The 16,957-nt window shown below is 74.5% G+C and carries 10 protein-coding genes; 7 read left to right on the forward strand and 3 right to left on the reverse strand.

Annotated features, from left to right (window positions below):
* Positions 1 to 82: 82 nt before the first annotated feature.
* The 3 genes from ACXNSR_RS10930 to ACXNSR_RS10940 form a co-directional block, all read right to left on the reverse strand.
* Positions 83 to 1,543, reverse strand: a complete 1,461-nt coding sequence (locus ACXNSR_RS10930; RefSeq protein ID WP_458641887.1) for a glutamate synthase subunit beta — start codon at positions 1,541 to 1,543, stop codon at positions 83 to 85.
* The gene (gene gltB, locus ACXNSR_RS10935) at positions 1,536 to 6,074 is read right to left on the reverse strand and encodes a glutamate synthase large subunit (RefSeq protein ID WP_458643264.1); all 4,539 of its coding nucleotides are present in this window, start codon (positions 6,072 to 6,074) and stop codon (positions 1,536 to 1,538) included. The genes ACXNSR_RS10930 and gltB overlap by 8 nt, the downstream gene beginning before the upstream one ends.
* Before the next feature lie 372 nt (positions 6,075 to 6,446).
* Positions 6,447 to 7,178: a VIT1/CCC1 transporter family protein gene (locus ACXNSR_RS10940; RefSeq protein ID WP_458641888.1), complete on the reverse strand. Its 732-nt coding sequence runs from the start codon at positions 7,176 to 7,178 to the stop codon at positions 6,447 to 6,449.
* A gap of 259 nt (positions 7,179 to 7,437) precedes the next feature.
* Here ACXNSR_RS10940 and ACXNSR_RS10945 point away from each other — a divergent pair, with 259 nt between their 5' ends.
* The 7 genes from ACXNSR_RS10945 (at position 7,438) to ACXNSR_RS10975 (ending at position 16,865) form a co-directional block, all read left to right on the forward strand.
* Complete coding sequence (locus ACXNSR_RS10945) at positions 7,438 to 8,424, forward strand: ADP-ribosylglycohydrolase family protein (RefSeq protein ID WP_458641889.1); 987 nt, start codon at positions 7,438 to 7,440, stop codon at positions 8,422 to 8,424.
* A 419-nt stretch (positions 8,425 to 8,843) separates the two neighbouring features.
* Positions 8,844 to 10,430 carry an ADP-ribosylglycohydrolase family protein gene (locus ACXNSR_RS10950; protein WP_458641890.1) on the forward strand — a complete coding sequence of 529 codons (1,587 nt, stop codon included), beginning with the start codon at positions 8,844 to 8,846 and terminating at the stop codon, positions 10,428 to 10,430.
* A gap of 7 nt (positions 10,431 to 10,437) precedes the next feature.
* On the forward strand, positions 10,438 to 11,583 hold the full coding sequence (locus ACXNSR_RS10955) for an ADP-ribosylglycohydrolase family protein (RefSeq protein ID WP_458641891.1): 1,146 nt from the start codon (positions 10,438 to 10,440) through the stop codon (positions 11,581 to 11,583).
* 641 nt (positions 11,584 to 12,224) lie between these two features.
* Positions 12,225 to 13,613 (forward strand): ADP-ribosylglycohydrolase family protein, encoded by a 1,389-nt coding sequence (locus tag ACXNSR_RS10960; RefSeq protein ID WP_458643265.1) that lies wholly within the window; start codon positions 12,225 to 12,227, stop codon positions 13,611 to 13,613.
* Complete coding sequence (rbsK, locus tag ACXNSR_RS10965) at positions 13,610 to 14,572, forward strand: ribokinase (RefSeq protein WP_458641892.1); 963 nt, start codon at positions 13,610 to 13,612, stop codon at positions 14,570 to 14,572. The genes ACXNSR_RS10960 and rbsK overlap by 4 nt, the downstream gene beginning before the upstream one ends.
* 305 nt (positions 14,573 to 14,877) lie before the next feature.
* Entirely contained in the window at positions 14,878 to 16,053 is a 1,176-nt protein-coding gene (locus tag ACXNSR_RS10970; protein WP_458643266.1) for a CaiB/BaiF CoA transferase family protein, read from the forward strand.
* Entirely contained in the window at positions 16,050 to 16,865 is an 816-nt protein-coding gene (locus ACXNSR_RS10975) for an HpcH/HpaI aldolase/citrate lyase family protein (RefSeq protein ID WP_458641893.1), read from the forward strand. Before ACXNSR_RS10970 ends, ACXNSR_RS10975 begins: the two co-directional genes overlap by 4 nt.
* Positions 16,866 to 16,957 lie beyond the last annotated feature (92 nt).

Below are 16,957 nucleotides of genomic sequence, written 5' to 3' on the forward strand. Positions count from 1 at the left end.
CGCCGGTCGGAGGCCGGCGCAGCCGGGCGAAGCCCGGGAGGCCGCCTGCGGCCGAGCGGTGCGAGCACGGCGTCGAGCAGGGTTACACGGTCAGCGAGCGGTCCGTCGGCTTGACCGGGTACGGGAGGGCGCTGCTGCCGGTCAGGAAGCGGTCCACGCCGCGGGCGGCCGAGCGGCCCTCCGCGATGGCCCAGACGATGAGCGACTGGCCGCGGCCCGCGTCGCCGGCGACGAAGACGCCGTCCACGTTGGTGGCGTAGGAGGCGTCGCGGTCGATGTTGCCGCGCGCGTCCATCTCCAGACCGAACTGCTGGGTGAGGCCGTTCGCCTGGTCGGTGCCCGTGAAGCCCATCGCCAGGGTGACCAGCTGCGCGGGGAGGACGCGCTCGGTGCCGGGCTTCTGGACGAGCTTGCCGTCCTCGAAGGCGACCTCGACCAGGTGGAGGGCCTGGACGTTGCCGTCCTCATCGCCCTCGAAGTGGGTGGTGGAGACGGAGTAGACCCGCTCGCCGCCCTCCTCGTGGGCCGAGGTGACCTTGTAGAGCATCGGGAAGGTCGGCCACGGCTGGTTGGCGTTGCGGTCCTCGCCCGGCTTGGGCATGATCTCCAGCTGCGTGACGGAGGCCGCGCCCTGGCGGTGGGCGGTGCCCACGCAGTCCGCGCCGGTGTCGCCGCCGCCGATGACGACCACGTGCTTGCCCTCGGCCGTGATGGGGGGCGCCATGAAGTCGCCCTCCTGGACCTTGTTGGCGAGCGGCAGGTACTCCATCGCGAAGTGGATGCCGTTCAGCTCGCGGCCCGGGACCGGCAGGTCGCGGGAGACGGTCGCGCCCGCCGCGATGACCACCGCGTCGAACCGCTTGCGCAGGTCGGTGGCGGTGATGTCGCGGCCGACCTCGATGCCGGTGCGGAACTTGGTGCCCTCCGCGCGCATCTGCTCGATGCGGCGGTTGATGTGCACCTTCTCCATCTTGAACTCGGGGATGCCGTAGCGCAGCAGGCCGCCGATGCGGTCCGCGCGCTCGTACACGACCACGGTGTGGCCGGCCCGGGTCAGCTGCTGGGCGGCGGCGAGACCCGCCGGGCCCGAGCCGATGACGGCGGCCGTCTTGCCGGACAGCCGCTCCGGCGCCTGCGGGGTGACGTCGCCGTTGTCCCACGCCTTGTCGATGATCGAGACTTCGACGTTCTTGATGGTCACGGCGGGCTGGTTGATGCCGAGCACGCACGCCGACTCGCAGGGGGCCGGGCACAGCCGCCCGGTGAACTCCGGGAAGTTGTTCGTCGCGTGCAGCCGCTCGGAGGCGGCGGTCCAGTCCTCGCGGTACGAGAAGTCGTTCCACTCCGGGATCAGGTTCCCGAGCGGGCACCCGTTGTGGCAGAACGGGATGCCGCAGTCCATGCAGCGGCCGGCCTGCTTGCTGATGATCGGCAGCAGCGAGCCCGGGACGTAGACCTCGTTCCAGTCCTTCAGCCGGTCGGCGACGGGACGGGTACAGGCGGTCTCGCGCGGGGTGGTGAGGAAGCCCTTCGGGTCAGCCATGGGTCGCCGCCTCCATCATCTTCTCCGTGGTCTCGGATTCCGAGAGTCCGGCGAGCTCAGCGGCGTCCTTGGCGGCGAGCACTGCCTTGTACGTGGTGGGGATGATCTTGCTGAAGCGGTCCACCGCGGCGGACCAGTCAGCCAGGAGCTTCGCGGCCACGGTCGAGCCGGTCTCCTCCTCGTGGCGGCGCACCACATCGTGCAGCCACTGCTTGTCGCTGTCGGACAGGGCCTCGACGGCGCCCGCGTTGCCGACGTTGACGTTGTGCGGGTCGAGGTCGATGACGTACGCGACGCCGCCCGACATGCCGGCCGCGAAGTTGCGGCCCGTCTCGCCCAGGACGACCGCCCGGCCACCGGTCATGTACTCGCAGCCGTGGTCGCCCACGCCCTCCGAGACGACCAGCGCGCCCGAGTTGCGGACGCAGAAGCGCTCGCCGGTGCGGCCGCGCAGGAACATCTCGCCGCCGGTGGCTCCGTAGCCGATCGTGTTGCCCGCGATCGTGGAGTACTCGGCGAGGTGTTCGGCGCCGCGGTCCGGGCGGACCACGATGCGGCCGCCGGAGAGGCCCTTACCGACGTAGTCGTTGGCGTCGCCCTCCAGGCGGAGGGTGACGCCCTTGGGCACGAACGCGCCGAAGGACTGGCCGGCGCTGCCGGTGAACGTCAGGTCGATGGTGTTGTCGGGCAGGCCCGCACCGCCGAACTTCTTGGTGACGTGGTGGCCCAGCATGGTGCCGACGGTCCGGTTGATGTTGCGGATCGCGACCTGTGCGCGGACCGGCTGGGCCGCCTCGGCGGTCTCGGCGTTCAGCGCGTCGGCGGCGAGCTCGATCAGCTCGTTGTCGAGGGCCTTCTCCAGACCGTGGTCCTGCTCGATCAGGGCGTGGCGGACCGCGCCCTCGGGCAGCTCCGGCACGTAGAAGAGCGGCTCCAGGTCGAGACCCTGCGCCTTCCAGTGCGTGACGGCCTGGGTGGTGTCGAGGACCTCGGCGTGGCCGACGGCCTCCTCGATGGTGCGGAAGCCCAGCTCGGCGAGGATCTCGCGCACCTCCTCCGCGATGTACTCGAAGAAGTTGACGACGAACTCGGGCTTGCCGGAGAAGCGGTCGCGCAGGACCGGGTTCTGGGTGGCGATGCCGACCGGGCAGGTGTCCAGGTGGCAGACGCGCATCATGACGCAGCCGGAGACGACGAGCGGCGCGGTCGCGAAACCGAACTCCTCGGCGCCGAGCAGCGCGGCGATGACCACGTCGCGGCCGGTCTTGAGCTGGCCGTCGGTCTGGACCACGATCCGGTCGCGCAGCCCGTTGAGCAGCAGGGTCTGCTGGGTCTCGGCGAGGCCGAGCTCCCAGGGGCCGCCCGCGTGCTTGAGCGAGGTGAGCGGGGAGGCGCCCGTTCCGCCGTCGTGGCCGGAGATGAGGACGACGTCCGCGTGGGCCTTGGAGACACCGGCGGCGACCGTGCCGACGCCGACCTCGGAGACCAGCTTCACGTGGATGCGGGCGACCGGGTTGGCGTTCTTGAGGTCGTGGATCAGCTGAGCCAGGTCCTCGATGGAGTAGATGTCGTGGTGCGGCGGCGGGGAGATCAGGCCGACGCCCGGGGTGGAGTGGCGGGTCTTGGCGACCCACGGGTACACCTTGTGGCCGGGCAGCTGGCCGCCCTCGCCGGGCTTGGCGCCCTGCGCCATCTTGATCTGGATGTCGTCCGCGTTGACGAGGTACTCGCTCGTCACGCCGAAGCGGCCGGAGGCGACCTGCTTGATGGACGAGCGCCGCGCCGGGTCGTACAGGCGGTCCGGGTCCTCGCCGCCCTCACCGGTGTTGGACTTGGCGCCCAGCTGGTTCATGGCGATGGCGAGGGTCTCGTGCGCCTCCTTGGAGATGGAGCCGTACGACATGGCGCCGGTGGAGAAGCGCTTGACGATGTCGGCGACCGACTCGACCTCGTCGATGGAGATGGCTTCGCGGTCCGACTTGAAGCCGAACAGGCCGCGGAGCGTCATCAGGCGCTCGGACTGCTCGTTCACCCGGGCCGTGTACTGCTTGAAGATGTCGTACCGGCGGTTGCGGGTGGCGTGCTGGAGGCGGAAGACCGTCTCCGGGTCGAACAGGTGCGGCTCGCCCTCGCGGCGCCACTGGTACTCGCCGCCGATCTCCAGCGCACGGTGCGTGGCCGCGATCCCGGAGGCGGGGTACGCCTTGGCGTGGCGCGCGGCCACCTCCTTGGCGACGACGTCCAGGCCGGCGCCGCCGATCTTGGTGGCGGTGCCGTTGAAGTAGGTCTCGACGAACTCGTCGTTCAGGCCGACGGCCTCGAAGACCTGGGCGCCGCGGTAGGAGGCGACGGTGGAGATGCCCATCTTGGACATGACCTTCAGGACGCCCTTGCCGAGCGCGTAGATCAGGTTCTTGATGGCCAGCTCCGGCTCCAGGCCGGACAGGAAGGTACCGGCGCGCAGCAGGTCCTCGACGGACTCCATGGCCAGGTACGGGTTGACCGCGGCGGCGCCGTAGCCGATGAGCAGGGCGACGTGGTGGACCTCGCGGACGTCACCGGCCTCGACCAGCAGACCCACCTGGGTGCGCTGCTTGGTGGCGATGAGGTGGTGGTGCACGGCGGAGGTGAGCAGCAGCGACGGGATCGGCGCGTGCTCGGCGTCCGAGTGGCGGTCCGAGAGGACGATCAGGCGGGCGCCGTTGGCGATGGCCGCGTCGGCCTCGGCGCGGATCTCCTCGATGCGGGCGGCCAGGGCCTGGCCGCCGCCGGAGACCCGGTAGAGGCCGGAGAGCGTGGCGGCCTTCATGCCGGGCATGTCGCCGTCGGCGTTGATGTGGATGAGCTTGGCCAGCTCGTCGTTGTCGATCACCGGGAACGTCAGGGTGACGCTGCGGCAGGACGCGGCGGTCGGCTCCAGCAGGTTGGACTGCGGGCCGATCGAGGACAGCAGCGAGGTGACGAGCTCCTCGCGGATGGCGTCCAGCGGCGGGTTGGTGACCTGAGCGAACAGCTGGGTGAAGTAGTCGAAGAGCAGCCGCGGGCGCTCGGACAGGGCCGCGATCGGGGAGTCCGTGCCCATGGAGCCGAGCGGCTCGCCGCCGGTACGGGCCATCGGCGCGAGGATGACGCGCAGCTCTTCCTCGGTGTAGCCGAAGGTCTGCTGGCGGCGGGTGACCGAGGCGTGCGTGTGCACGATGTGCTCGCGCTCGGGCAGGTCCGACAGCTCGATCTCGCCGGTCTCCAGCCACTCCGCGTAGGGGGCGGCGGCGGCCAGCTCGTTCTTGATCTCGTCGTCCTCGATGATCCGCTTCTGGGCGGTGTCGACGAGGAACATCTTGCCGGGCTGCAGGCGGCCCTTGCGGACGACCTTGGCCGGGTCGATGTCGAGCACGCCGACCTCGGAGCCGAGGACGACGAGGCCGTCGTCGGTGACCCAGTAGCGGCCGGGGCGCAGACCGTTGCGGTCGAGGACCGCGCCGACCTGGGTGCCGTCGGTGAAGGTGACGCAGGCCGGGCCGTCCCAGGGCTCCATCATCGTGGAGTGGTACTGGTAGAACGCGCGGCGGGCCGGGTCCATGGAGGTGTGGTTCTCCCACGCCTCCGGGATCATCATCAGCACGCTGTGCGGGAGGGAGCGGCCGCCGAGGTGGAGCAGCTCCAGGACCTCGTCGAAGGAGGCCGAGTCGGAGGCGTCCGGGGTGCAGATCGGGAAGATCCGGTCCAGCACGCCGTCGCCGAAGGCGTCCGACGCCAGCTGGGACTCGCGGGCCTTCATCCAGTTCCGGTTGCCCTTGACCGTGTTGATCTCGCCGTTGTGCGCGACGAAGCGGTACGGGTGGGCGAGCGGCCACGACGGGAAGGTGTTCGTGGAGAAGCGCGAGTGGACCAGGGCGACGGCCGAGGCGAACCGGCGGTCGGAGAGGTCCGGGAAGAAGGGCTCCAGCTGGCCGGTGGTCAGCATGCCCTTGTAGACGATGGTGCGGGCGGAGAGCGACGGGAAGTACACGCCGGCCTCGCGCTCGGCGCGCTTGCGCAGCACGAACGCCTTGCGGTCCAGCTCGATGCCGGTCGTCCCGTTGCTCACGAAGAGCTGGCGGAAGGCCGGCATGGTGGCGCGGGCGCCGTTGCCGAGGAGGTCCGGGGTGACCGGGACCTCGCGCCAGCCGAGGACCGTGAGGTTCTCCTCGGCGGCGATGGCCTCGATCTGCTCCACGGCGACGGCCTGTGCGGTGCCGTCGGCGGGGAGGAAGGCGATGCCGACGGCGTAGCCGCCGGCCTCGGGGAGCTCGAAGCCGGCCACCTCGCGCAAGAACGCGTCGGGGACCTGGCTGAGGATTCCGGCGCCGTCGCCCGAGTCCGGCTCGGAGCCGGTCGCGCCACGGTGCTCGAGGTTCCGCAATACGGTCAGGGCCTGCTCAACGAGCGTGTGGGTGGCCTCGCCGGTGAGGTTCGCCACGAATCCGACGCCGCAGGCGTCCTTCTCGTTGCGCGGGTCGTACATGCCCTGCTGGGCGGGGCGACCGTCCATGGGCGACCAGGCGGTGGTGCTGGAGCCGGTCGCGGAGTGCGTGGATGCGGAACGCATCGGCTCTCCCGTCGTCGTCGTGGCATATGTGCATAGCCGAGGGACGACGTTGGCCCTCTGCGAAATTTCGTGCAGATTACATGATGACGACAATCCCGAGAAGCGGATACGTCATTCCAGCATGCGGACACTGCACGAGGCAGAAAGAGCGGACTTCCGCGGCGCGCCAAGGGTTCTTCGCGGGGCGGAGGTCCGGATGCAGGCGGGCATCGTTGCCCGGAGTCCTGATCTGATTCCCGGCGGACACGGAATCGAAACCGCCGGGTAACGGACTACTTATGTTGCGTACTGCATAGTGTCTCACTCCAGCCGCGGTCAGCCTATGGCTCCACCGATCCAGGTTCCCAGGATGTACGTCACACCGGCGGCCGCGCCACCCAGCGCCAGCTGGCGCAGGCCGCTGTACCACCAGGACCGGGCGGTGACCCGGGAGACGACCGCACCGCAGGCGAAGAGCCCGGCCAGCGCGAGCAGCACCGCGGGCCACAGGGCGGTGGCGCCGAGCAGGTACGGCAGCACGGGGAGCAGCGCGCCCAGCGCGAAGGAGCCGAACGACGAGACCGCGGCGACCAGCGGCGAGGGCAGGTCCTCGGGGTCGATCCCGAGCTCCTCGCGGGCGTGGATCTCCAGCGCCTGCTCGGGATCGCGCGACAGCTGCATGGCGACCTCGCGGGCGAGCGACGGCTCGACGCCGCGGGAGACGTAGAGCTCGGCGAGCTCCTCCATCTCGTCGACCGGGTGCTTGCGCAACTGCTGGCGTTCCACGTCCAGTTCGGCGAGGACCAGTTCGCGCTGCGAGGCGACGGAGGTGTATTCGCCGGCCGCCATCGAGAAGGCACCGGCCGCGAGACCCGCCAGTCCGGTGATGACGACGGTCTGCGGGGCGACGGCGCCGCCGGCCACACCGGTCATCAGGGCGAGGTTCGAGACGAGCCCGTCCATGGCACCGAAGACGGCCGGCCTCAGCCATCCGCCGTTGACGTCGCGGTGGGTGTGGTTGTCGCGGTGCGCGGTGTGCAGCGGTGCTTCGATGTCGATGATGGACATGCGTGGAATCTCCCCAAATGTGCGTACGGACGCCAAGACGCGCCCCGCTCCCCCGGAACACCTCGAAACTACGCACGATTTCCGCCGCCCGCCAGCAAGGAAGGCCGTACTTACCTGGGCTTTTGCGGGTCGGCGACCGGGTGACGGGGGTCTTCGCGGGGCGTTTCGCGACGAGCGACAAACCACATGCCATGGCACAAATCCCCCAAGGGCTCATGATGAGCCCCATCCGATGTGGGAGAGGCGCGCCATGGAGCCGGTGAAGCTGATTGCATGCAATCCGCAGGTCCTCCTCGAACGGGCCAGGGGCGCTCTTCTCGGACTCGCCGTGGGCGACGCGCTGGGCGCCCCCGCGGAGAACATGAAGCCGTCTCAGATCCGGGCGAAATGGGGCCGCATCGAGGGTTTCGTGTCGGAGGACCCGGCGGGCACGGACGACACCGAGTACGCGATCTTCTCGGGGCTGCTGCTGGCCCGCCACGGCTCGGCGCTCACCGTCTCCCACGTGGAGCGGGCCTGGCACCACTGGATCGCCGACCTCGACGAAGGCCCCTTCCGGGGCGCCGGGTTCTCGGAGCGCGGCACCCTGGAGAACCTCCGGCGGGGCCTGGCCGCGCCCATCTCCGCCCAGCACCGGCACGCGTGGTCGGACGGGCTGGCCATGCGGGCCGCGCCGTTCGGCGTCTTCGCCGCGGGCCGGCCCGCGGAAGCGGCCCGGCTCGTCGCCATCGACGGCTCGGTCAGCCACGACGGCGAGGGCATCTACGGCGGCCAGGCGGTCGCGGCGGGCGTGGCCGCGGCCATGGCGGGCGGCTCCCCCGCGTCGGCGATCTCGGCTGCCCTGTCCGTCATCCCGTCCGACTCCTGGACGGCCCGCTCCCTGCGCCGGGCGGTCACCGCCGCCCCGCGCGGCGAACGGGCGGTGCGCTCGGCGGTGGTCATCGGCGGCTACCCGTGGACCGACCTGGCACCGGAGGCGGTGGGCCTGGCCTTCGGGGCCTTCGCCGCCTGCCGGGGCGACTTCCCGTCCTCCGTCCTGACCGCCGTGAACATGGGCCGCGACGCCGACACCACCGCGGCGGTGGCGGGCGCCCTGGCCGGGGCGCTGTCGGGCGCCGCCGCGATCCCGGCCGACTGGTCCTCGGCGATCGGCCCGGTCCGCGGCAGCTGCCTCCCCTCCATGCGGGGCTACCACGTCCTGGACATCGCGGACCTCCTCACCCCGGAATGCGAGGCCGCCCGATGACCCCTCCGCCCCCACCCCCGACGGACCGAACCCCGGAGGCCCCCTGGCCCGGCCCCGGGGCCCCGGGTCCCGCCACACGGGGCCCCGGCAGCCCACCCCCGGGGACGGCCCCGCGCGCGCCGGAGCCCGGGGGGCCGGCCCCGGACGGTCGTCCCCGGGCGGATGCTCCCCCGCCCGTGCTGCCGCCGACCCCGGCGGAGCCGAGGCCCGGGAGCCCGGCCCCGGGTCCGGCCCCGACCGAGCGGGAGCCCGGGCTCCGGCCCCCGGGCGACCGGAACCTGGCCGTGGCTCCGCCCCCCGCCCCGGCGAACCTGACCCCTGCCACGGGGCCGGGTCCGGTCCCGGCCGAGTGGGGGCCCGTAGACCGGCTCCCGGCCAGTCCGTCCCCGGCAGGGGCTCCGTCGCGCACGCTGCCCGCGGTGCAGCCGGCCCCTCCCACGGGTGCGGCCCCGGCGGAGCCGGGGTCCGGGGGTACGCCTCCGGACGGTCGGGCCCTGACGGCCGCTCCGCCGCGCACGCTGCCGGGGTCGGCCCCGGCGAACCTGACCCCGGCCACGGAGTCGGCCCCGGCCGAGCGGGAGTCCGGAGGGCCGGCGCCGGACGATCGGGCCCTGCCCGGGGCGCCACGCGCACTGCCGGGGTCGGCCCCGGCGAAGCCGGTCCCGGCCGAGCGGGGGCTCGGGGACCTGGCCCCCGGTACGGCTCCGGTCCCGGCCGGGGCGCCGCTGCGCACGGTGTCGGCGTTGCCCCCGGGGGCGGAAGCGGGCGAGGCGGGGAGCGTGCTCGCGCCCCGCCCCGGGACGGGGGCCCGGATCCTGGTCCGGGCCGGGGCCGCCGTCCGGACCCCGGAGCGTTCCGCCGAACTCCCCGCAGGGGGGAGGCGGCCGATCGAGGGACTCCTCCTCGGGCTCGCCGCGGGCGACGCGGCCGGGTGGCCCGCCGCGCGCCACCGCGCCAGCCGGATGCCCGAGTGGACCCGCCGCCTCACCCGCGAGCTCGACACCTTCGCCGAGCAGAACGCCACCACCACCCTCCCCGTCCCCATCGCCCTCAACCAGCCCCCCGAACCCCTCCGCCTCGGCCCCTCCGACGACGCCGAATGGGCCGCCTTCGTCGCCGAGTCCGTGCTCACCGCCGCCGGTGTCCTCCTCAGCGACCTCAGCAGGTCGAGAAGGATGCGCGCCGCCATCGACCTCGCCTGGAACGCCCTGGCCTCCGAGGTCGCCGCGGCAGCGGAACGCGCGCCCGAGGTCGAGTCCGCCGTCCTGCCCCTCCGCGCCCGGATCTCCGTCCGCGCCGGCCTCGGCAACCTCGCCACCGGCCTGCGCCCGCCCGCCACCGGCCACGACAATCCGCACTACTTCGACGACGCCGCCTGCGTCCGCGCCTGCGTCCTCGCCGTCGTGCATCCCGGCGACGCCCGCGCCGCCGCCGACCTCGCCGAGTTCGACGCCCGCTACACCCAGGACGGCGACGGCGTGCACGGCGCCCGCGCCATGGCAGCCGCCGTCGCCACCGCCCTCACCGCCCCCCACGCCGACGACGCCGTCGACGCCGCCGTCGACGCCGCCCTCGCCCAGCTCCCCGAGGCCACCGAGATCGGCCGCAACGCCCGGCACGCCGTCCACCTCGCCCGCACCCACAAGGACGGCGGCGCCTTCGCCATCGTCCCCACCCTCGAACACGAGATCGTCGACCACGTCTACAGCTACGGGATCGCCGCCGCCGAGACCGTCCCCGTGGCCCTCGCCCTCGCCACCGCCGCCCGCGGCAGGATGACCGAGGCCGTCCCGGCCGCCGCCTGCCTGTCCCGCGTCGCGGACTCCGCCCCCGCCCTGGCCGGCGCGCTGACCGGGGTCCTCGGCGGCGGCGACTCGATCCCCGCCGCCTGGCGCGAGGCCTGCCGCACCCTCTCCGGCTGCGCCCTCCCCCGCCTCGCCGGCACCGACCTCGTGGAACTCGCCGCGCTCCTCACGGCCACGGAACTCACCTCACCCAAGGGATGATTCGGACATGACGCTCACGTTGGAGGACCGGGCCCGCGGCGCTCTCGTCGGAGCCGCCGTCGGCGACGCGCTCGGCGGCCCGGTGGAGGGCTGGACCCCGGACCAGATCGTGGAACGGCACGGCGGCCGCGTGCACGGCATCGTCGGCCCCTGGTACGAGGACTGGCGCACGGCCCGCCCCATCGCGCCGTACCACAAGGGCGACGGGCACGTCACGGACGACACCCTGATGACGCACGCGCTGGTACGGGTCTACGAGGCGGTGCGGGACCACCTCGACGCCTACGCCGTCGCCGAGCACCTGGTCCCGGACCTGATGACCAACCCCCGCTGGATCCCCGAACTCGAGGCCGAGGCCCTCCCGCTCCAGCGGATCTTCCTCGCCGAGAAGTGGATCGTGACCCGGCTGCACTACGCGCACGCCGACCCCCGCGAGGCCGGCAACGGCAACATCGTCAACTGCGGCGCGGCGATGTACATGGCCCCGGTGGGCATCGCCAACGCGGGCAATCCGGCGGGCGCGTACGCGGAAGCGCTGGACATCGCCGGTGCGCACCAGTCCTCGTACGGACGGGAGGCGGCGGGCGTCTTCGCGGCGGCGGTGGCGGCCGCGTGCGTGCCGGGGGCCACGGCCGCCTCGGTGGTGGACACGGCCCTGTCCCTGGCCAGGGACGGGACCCGCGAGGCCATCGCGGCCGTCCGCGAAGTGGCCGCCGGCCACCGTGACTTCGAGTCGGCGCTGGCCCCGCTGCGGGCGGCGGTGACCCCGTACGACTCGGTCGGACCGGACTACCGCAACCCCTCGCTCGGCGCCCGCCGGCCCTCCCGCCTGCACGCCATCGAGGAACTCCCGGTCGCGCTGGGGATGCTGCTCGTCGCGGACGGACGATACGAGACCGCGGTGCTCGGCGCGGTCAACTACGGCCGCGACTGCGACTCCATCGCCACCATGGCGGGAGCGATCGCCGGAGCCCTGGGCGGCGAGGCCGTGGTCCCGGCCGCCTGGGCCAAGCAGGTCGCCGAGGCCAGCCGCCTCGACCTGCACGCCCCGGCCGAGGCACTGGCCTCGGTGGCCCGGGAGATCTTCGCCCTCGACCGCTCCCGCCGCCGCGCCCACGAGTCCGCCTTCACCGCGCTCGCGGCGGAGCGATGACGGACACCACCGGGCGTGCCCCGGCCGCTCGCCGACTCCTGCGGCTGACCTGGGCCCAGCCCGAGGACCTCGTCGGGCACGAGCTGCGCCAGGCCGCGGAGGACGGCCGGGACCCGGCCGCCGCCCTGCGCGCCTGGCTCGTGGCGGGCGGCCACCCCGCCCCGGACCGCGCGGGCGCCTCCCCCACCCCGGCCCCACCGGAACTCCGCGCGCTGGCCGCCCGCCTCCTCGACGACCTGGCTGCGCTCCCACCCCGCTCGGCATCCGACGAACCCCACTCCTGGCCGGCCATCCAGGCCACCTGGCCCCCGGCCGAGTCGCCACGGCCGCACCCCGGCCCCGACACCCCGCCCACCGGCCTGCCCGCCCCGCCATGCGCCCCGGGCACCGCCCCGGACCTCGGACCGCACCGCGCGACGAGGGCCGTGCCTGCGGAGGCACGGCCGCACCCCGACTCCGATGAGCGGCCCCACGGGCCGGGCCCGGAAGGCGGCCACCATGCCGGCCCACCGGGTCCGGCGACGAGCCCGGGTCGGGGGGCCACCGACCCGGACCCCGAGCGTCCATGGCCCGCGGGCCGCGCCCACGTCCGCTCCCACCCGGAGCGGGCGCCCACGAGCACGGGTCCGGTCCCCGGCCGCATGCCGTCCCGCGCAGCGGGGGCACCACCGCCGCCGGGCGGCATCCGGGTAGGACCCGCAGCAGGGCGGGATCCCATGCTGCCCACCACCCCCGGAGCCGCCCCGGCCCGCACGGCGAGCACTCGGCCCGACCGCTATCCCGAACACCCGGCGGCACGGCCACGCACCGGGCCCGACCGCCGATCCCACGAGCCGCCGCCGGACAGCAGGAACGCGGCCCCGCCCGCAGCGCGGGACCACGTGCGGCCCGCCGCGGCCGCGCCACCGGGCACGGGGCCGGAGACCCTGCCACGGACCGGGCCGGAGGCCACCCCACGGACCGGGCCGGAGGCCGCCCTGCAGGCCCGGCTGGAAGCCGCCTGGCTCGGGCGGGCCGTCGGGTGCCTGCTCGGGAAGCCCGTCGAGAAACTGCCCCTGGAAGGGGTCCGGGCGCTCGCCCGCGCCGCCGGCAACTGGCCGCTGGACGACTGGTTCAGCGAACGCGGGGTCCCGCCGGAGGTGCTGGCCGCCTACCCCTGGAACCGCCGCTCCGCCCCCACCTCCCTCGCCGAGAACATCGACGGCATGCCCGAGGACGACGACCTCAACTACCCCCTCCTCGGGCTGCTCCTGCTCCAGCGCCACGGCAAGGGCTTCACCACCGCCGACGTGGCCCGCCTCTGGCTCGACGAGCTGCCGGCCGGGCGGACCTTCACCGCCGAGCGCATCGCCTACCGCAACCTCCTCCTCGGCCTGGAGCCGCCCGCCACCGCCACGCACCACAACCCCTTCCGCGAGTGGATCGGCGCCCTCATCCGCGCCGACGTCCACGGCTGGACCAATCCCGGCGATCCGGCCGCCGCCGCGGCCCAGGCCTACCGGGACGCCGCCCTGACCCACACCGGCAACGGCGTCTACGCCGCCCTCTTCGTCGCGGCCGCCACCGCCACCGCCGCCACCGGCCGGTCGGACGTCCACACCGCGCTCCGGACCGGGCTGGCCTTCGTACCGCCCCGCTCGCGCCTGGCCGAGGCCGTCCGCTTCGGGATCCGGGCGGCCGGGCAGGAGGCGGACTTCGACGTCGTCGTCGACCGGCTGCACGCCCGCTACGGGCACTACCACTGGGTCCACTCCGTCCCCAACACCGCGCTGATCGCCGCCGCCCTCACCCACGCCGACGGCGACTTCTCCCGCTCCGTGTGCCGCGCCGTGTCCGGCGGCTGGGACACCGACTCCAACGGGGCCACCGCCGGCGCCCTCGCCGGACTGCTCGCCGGCTCCCCGGACGCCGTCCCGCACCGTTGGACCGCACCGCTCAAGAACCGCCTCGCCACCACCGTCCCCGGGTTCGACGGCATCGGCTTCGACACCCTCGCCCACCTCACCGCACAGGAGGCAGCACGCTCATGACGGCCATCGCCGTGCTCGGCAGTACGAACATGGACCTCGTCGCCTACGTCCCCAAGGCCCCCCGCCTCGGGGAGACCGTCACCGGCCGGGCCTTCCGCACGGTCCCCGGCGGCAAGGGCGCCAACCAGGCCGTCGCCGCCGCCCGCGCCGGCGGGAAGGTGGTGATGATCGGCGCGGTCGGGGCCGACGAGTTCGGCGTACGGCTGCGCTCCGCGCTCACCGCGGCCGGGGTCGACACGGCGGGCCTGCGCACCGTCGAGGGCGCCAGCGGCACCGCCCACATCACCGTGGACGACGAGGGCGGCAACAGCATCATCGTCGTCCCCGGGGCGAACGCCGCCGTCACCGGCCTGGAGACGGGGGACGAGGCCCGGATCGCCGCCGCCGGTGCCCTCCTCCTCCAGCTCGAACTGCCCCTGTCCGCCGTCCTCGCCGGGGCCCTCGCCGCCCGCGCGCACGGCGTCCGTACGGTGCTCACCCCGGCCCCGGCGCAGCCGCTGCCCGCCGATCTGCTCGCCGCCACCGACCTCCTCGTCCCGAACGAGCACGAGGCGGCCGCCCTCACCGGGCTCACCGACCCCCTCCAGGCCGCCGAGGCCCTGCTCGCCGAGGTGCCCGAGGTCGTGATCACCCTCGGGGCGGCCGGGGCGCTGTACGCCGCCCGCGGCGCGGAGCCGCTGACGGTGCCCGCGCCCCGGGTGCGGGCCATGGACACGACCGCCGCCGGGGACACCTTCGTCGGCGCCCTCGCCGTGGCCCTGGGCGAGGGCCGGCCGATGCCCGAGGCCCTGCGCTGGGCCTCGGCGGCGGCCGCGCTCTCCGTCCAGCGCCCGGGAGCCCAGGACTCGATGCCGACCCGCGCCGAAACCGACGCCTTCGCCCTGGCCAGGCGGGATCCGGAGCACGTTCAGGCGGGCCGTCCCGCCGCCGGCGAGGCCGCAACCGGAGCCGCCTCGTGACCCCCGAAGGGCCCCGGCCCCCGTCGGACACCGGCGCCGCGCCGACGTACTCCGCCGGGAACGGGAGCGTGTCGGGGCGATCCCCGCAGGGCGCCGAACGCACCGCCGCCGCACCGTCCGGCCCCGGGCCCCGTTCGGCGCCCGAGGAGACGACCCGGCGCGCGCCCGGCCCCACCGAAGCCGCCGCCCCCGGCGAAGCCACGGGGCGGCGGAACGCAGGCCCGCATCGGGCCGTCGCCCCGACCCCCCGCCCCGGGGCCGAGCCCCCACCCGCCGACGCCCGGCCAGGGCAGCGGCAGGGGCCGCTGGCGGGGCTCCGCGTGCTCGACCTGGCCACCCTCTTCGCCGGGCCGCTGACCGCCACCCTGCTCGGCGACTTCGGCGCCGAGGTCGTCAAGGTCGAACACCCCGGCCGACCCGACCCCTCGCGCGGCCACGGCCCCGCCAAGGACGGCATCGGCCTGTGGTGGAAGCTCCTCGGCCGGAACAAGCGGACGATGACCCTCGACCTGTCCACCCCGGGCGGCCGGGACACCCTGCTGCGGCTCGCCGCCACCGCCGACGTCGTCGTCGAGAACTTCCGCCCCGGCACCCTGGAGAAGTGGGGGCTGGGCTGGCCCGAGCTGTCCGCCGCCAACCCGCGCCTGGTCCTGGCCCGCGTCACGGCCTTCGGCCAGCAGGGCCCGTACGCCCACCGTCCGGGCTTCGGCACGCTCGCCGAGGCGATGAGCGGTTTCGCCGCGATCACCGGGGAGCCGGAAGGGCCACCGACCCTGCCGCCCTTCGGGCTCGCCGACTCGATCGCCGCGCTGACCTGCGCGTACGCCGTGATGACCGCCCTCGCCGGGCGGGACCGCACCGGGCACGGCCAGGTCGTGGACCTGGCGATCGTCGAACCGATCCTCACCGTGCTCGGCCCGCACCCGCTCTGGTACGACCAGCTCGGCTACGTCCAGCCGCGCACCGGCAACCGCTCCGCGAACAACGCCCCCCGCAACACCTACCGCACCGCCGACGGGCGCTGGCTGGCGGTCTCAGCCTCGGCCCAGTCCATCGCCGAGCGGGTCGTACGACTGGTGGGCCGGCCCGAACTGATCGCCGAGCCGTGGTTCGCGACCGGCGCCGGACGGGCCCGGCACACGGACGTGCTCGACGACGCCGTCGGCGGCTGGATCGCCCGGCACAAGGCGGAGGAAGTGGTGGCCGCGTTCGAGGACGCCGAGGCGGCCGTAGCCCAGGTCTACGACGTCCGGGACGTGATGGCCGACCCGCAGTTCGCGGCTCTCGACACGGTCACCGAGGTCGAAGACCCGGAGCTGGGCCCGCTGCGCATGCAGAACGTCCTCTTCCGGCTCTCCGAGACGCCCGGCGGCATCCGCTGGGCGGGCCGCCCGCACGGCGCGGACACCGATGAGGTCCTGACCGAGCTCGGGCTGACCGAGGCCGAGATCACCGCACTGCGGACCGAGGGAGCCCTGTGATCCTGACCTGGCTGTACGCGCCGGGCGACCGTCCGGAGGTGGTCGCCAAGGCCCTCGGCTGCGGGGCGGACGCCGTCATCGTCGACCTGGAGGACGCGGTGCCGGCCTCGCGCAAGGAGTACGCCCGCGCCGCGACCGCCGATCTGCTGGCCGAGCGGCCCTCGCTCCCCGTCCACGTCCGCGTCAACGCCCTGGACTCCCCGTGGGGCGGTGCGGACCTGACCGCGCTGGGCGGGCTGCACGGCCTCGCGGGGCTGCGACTGCCCAAGATCAGCGCACCCGGGCAGATCACGGCCGCCGCCGACCGCACCGGCGGCGTGAGCCTGCACGCCCTGCTCGAATCGGCGGTGGGCGTGGAGCGCGCGTACGAGATCGCCCGCGCGCACCCCGCCCTGCGCGGGCTCTCCCTCGGCGAGGCGGACCTGCGGGCCGATCTGGCCGTCAGCGCGGAGACGGGCCTGGACTGGTGCCGCTCCCGGGTGGTGGTCGCGGCCCGGGCCGCGGGGCTCGCGCCCCCGGCCCAGTCGGTGTTCCCGGACATCCGGGACCTGGAGTCGCTGGCCGTCTCGTGCGCGCGGGGGCGCGCCCTCGGCTTTTTCGGCCGGGCGGCGATCCATCCGCGCCAGCTCCCGGTGATCGAGCGGGCCTACCTCCCGGCGCCCGAGGAGGTCGACGCCGCCGTGGAGGTGCTGAGCGCTGCGCGGGCGACCCCGGGTGCGCTGGCCCTGCCGGACGGCCGGTTCGTGGATCCGGCGGTCGTGGCGGCGGCGCACCGCACCCTTGCGCTCGCCGCGCGCTCGACCGCCGGCTGACTCTGCCCGGGGCCCCGCGCCGTGACCCGCGGCCCGGGCTCCGCCCGGAACCCGCCCGGCGACCGACCGGAACCGCGCGCGGCGCCGCTTCC

The sequence above is a fragment of the Streptomyces sp. NC-S4 genome (genome assembly GCF_054353315.1).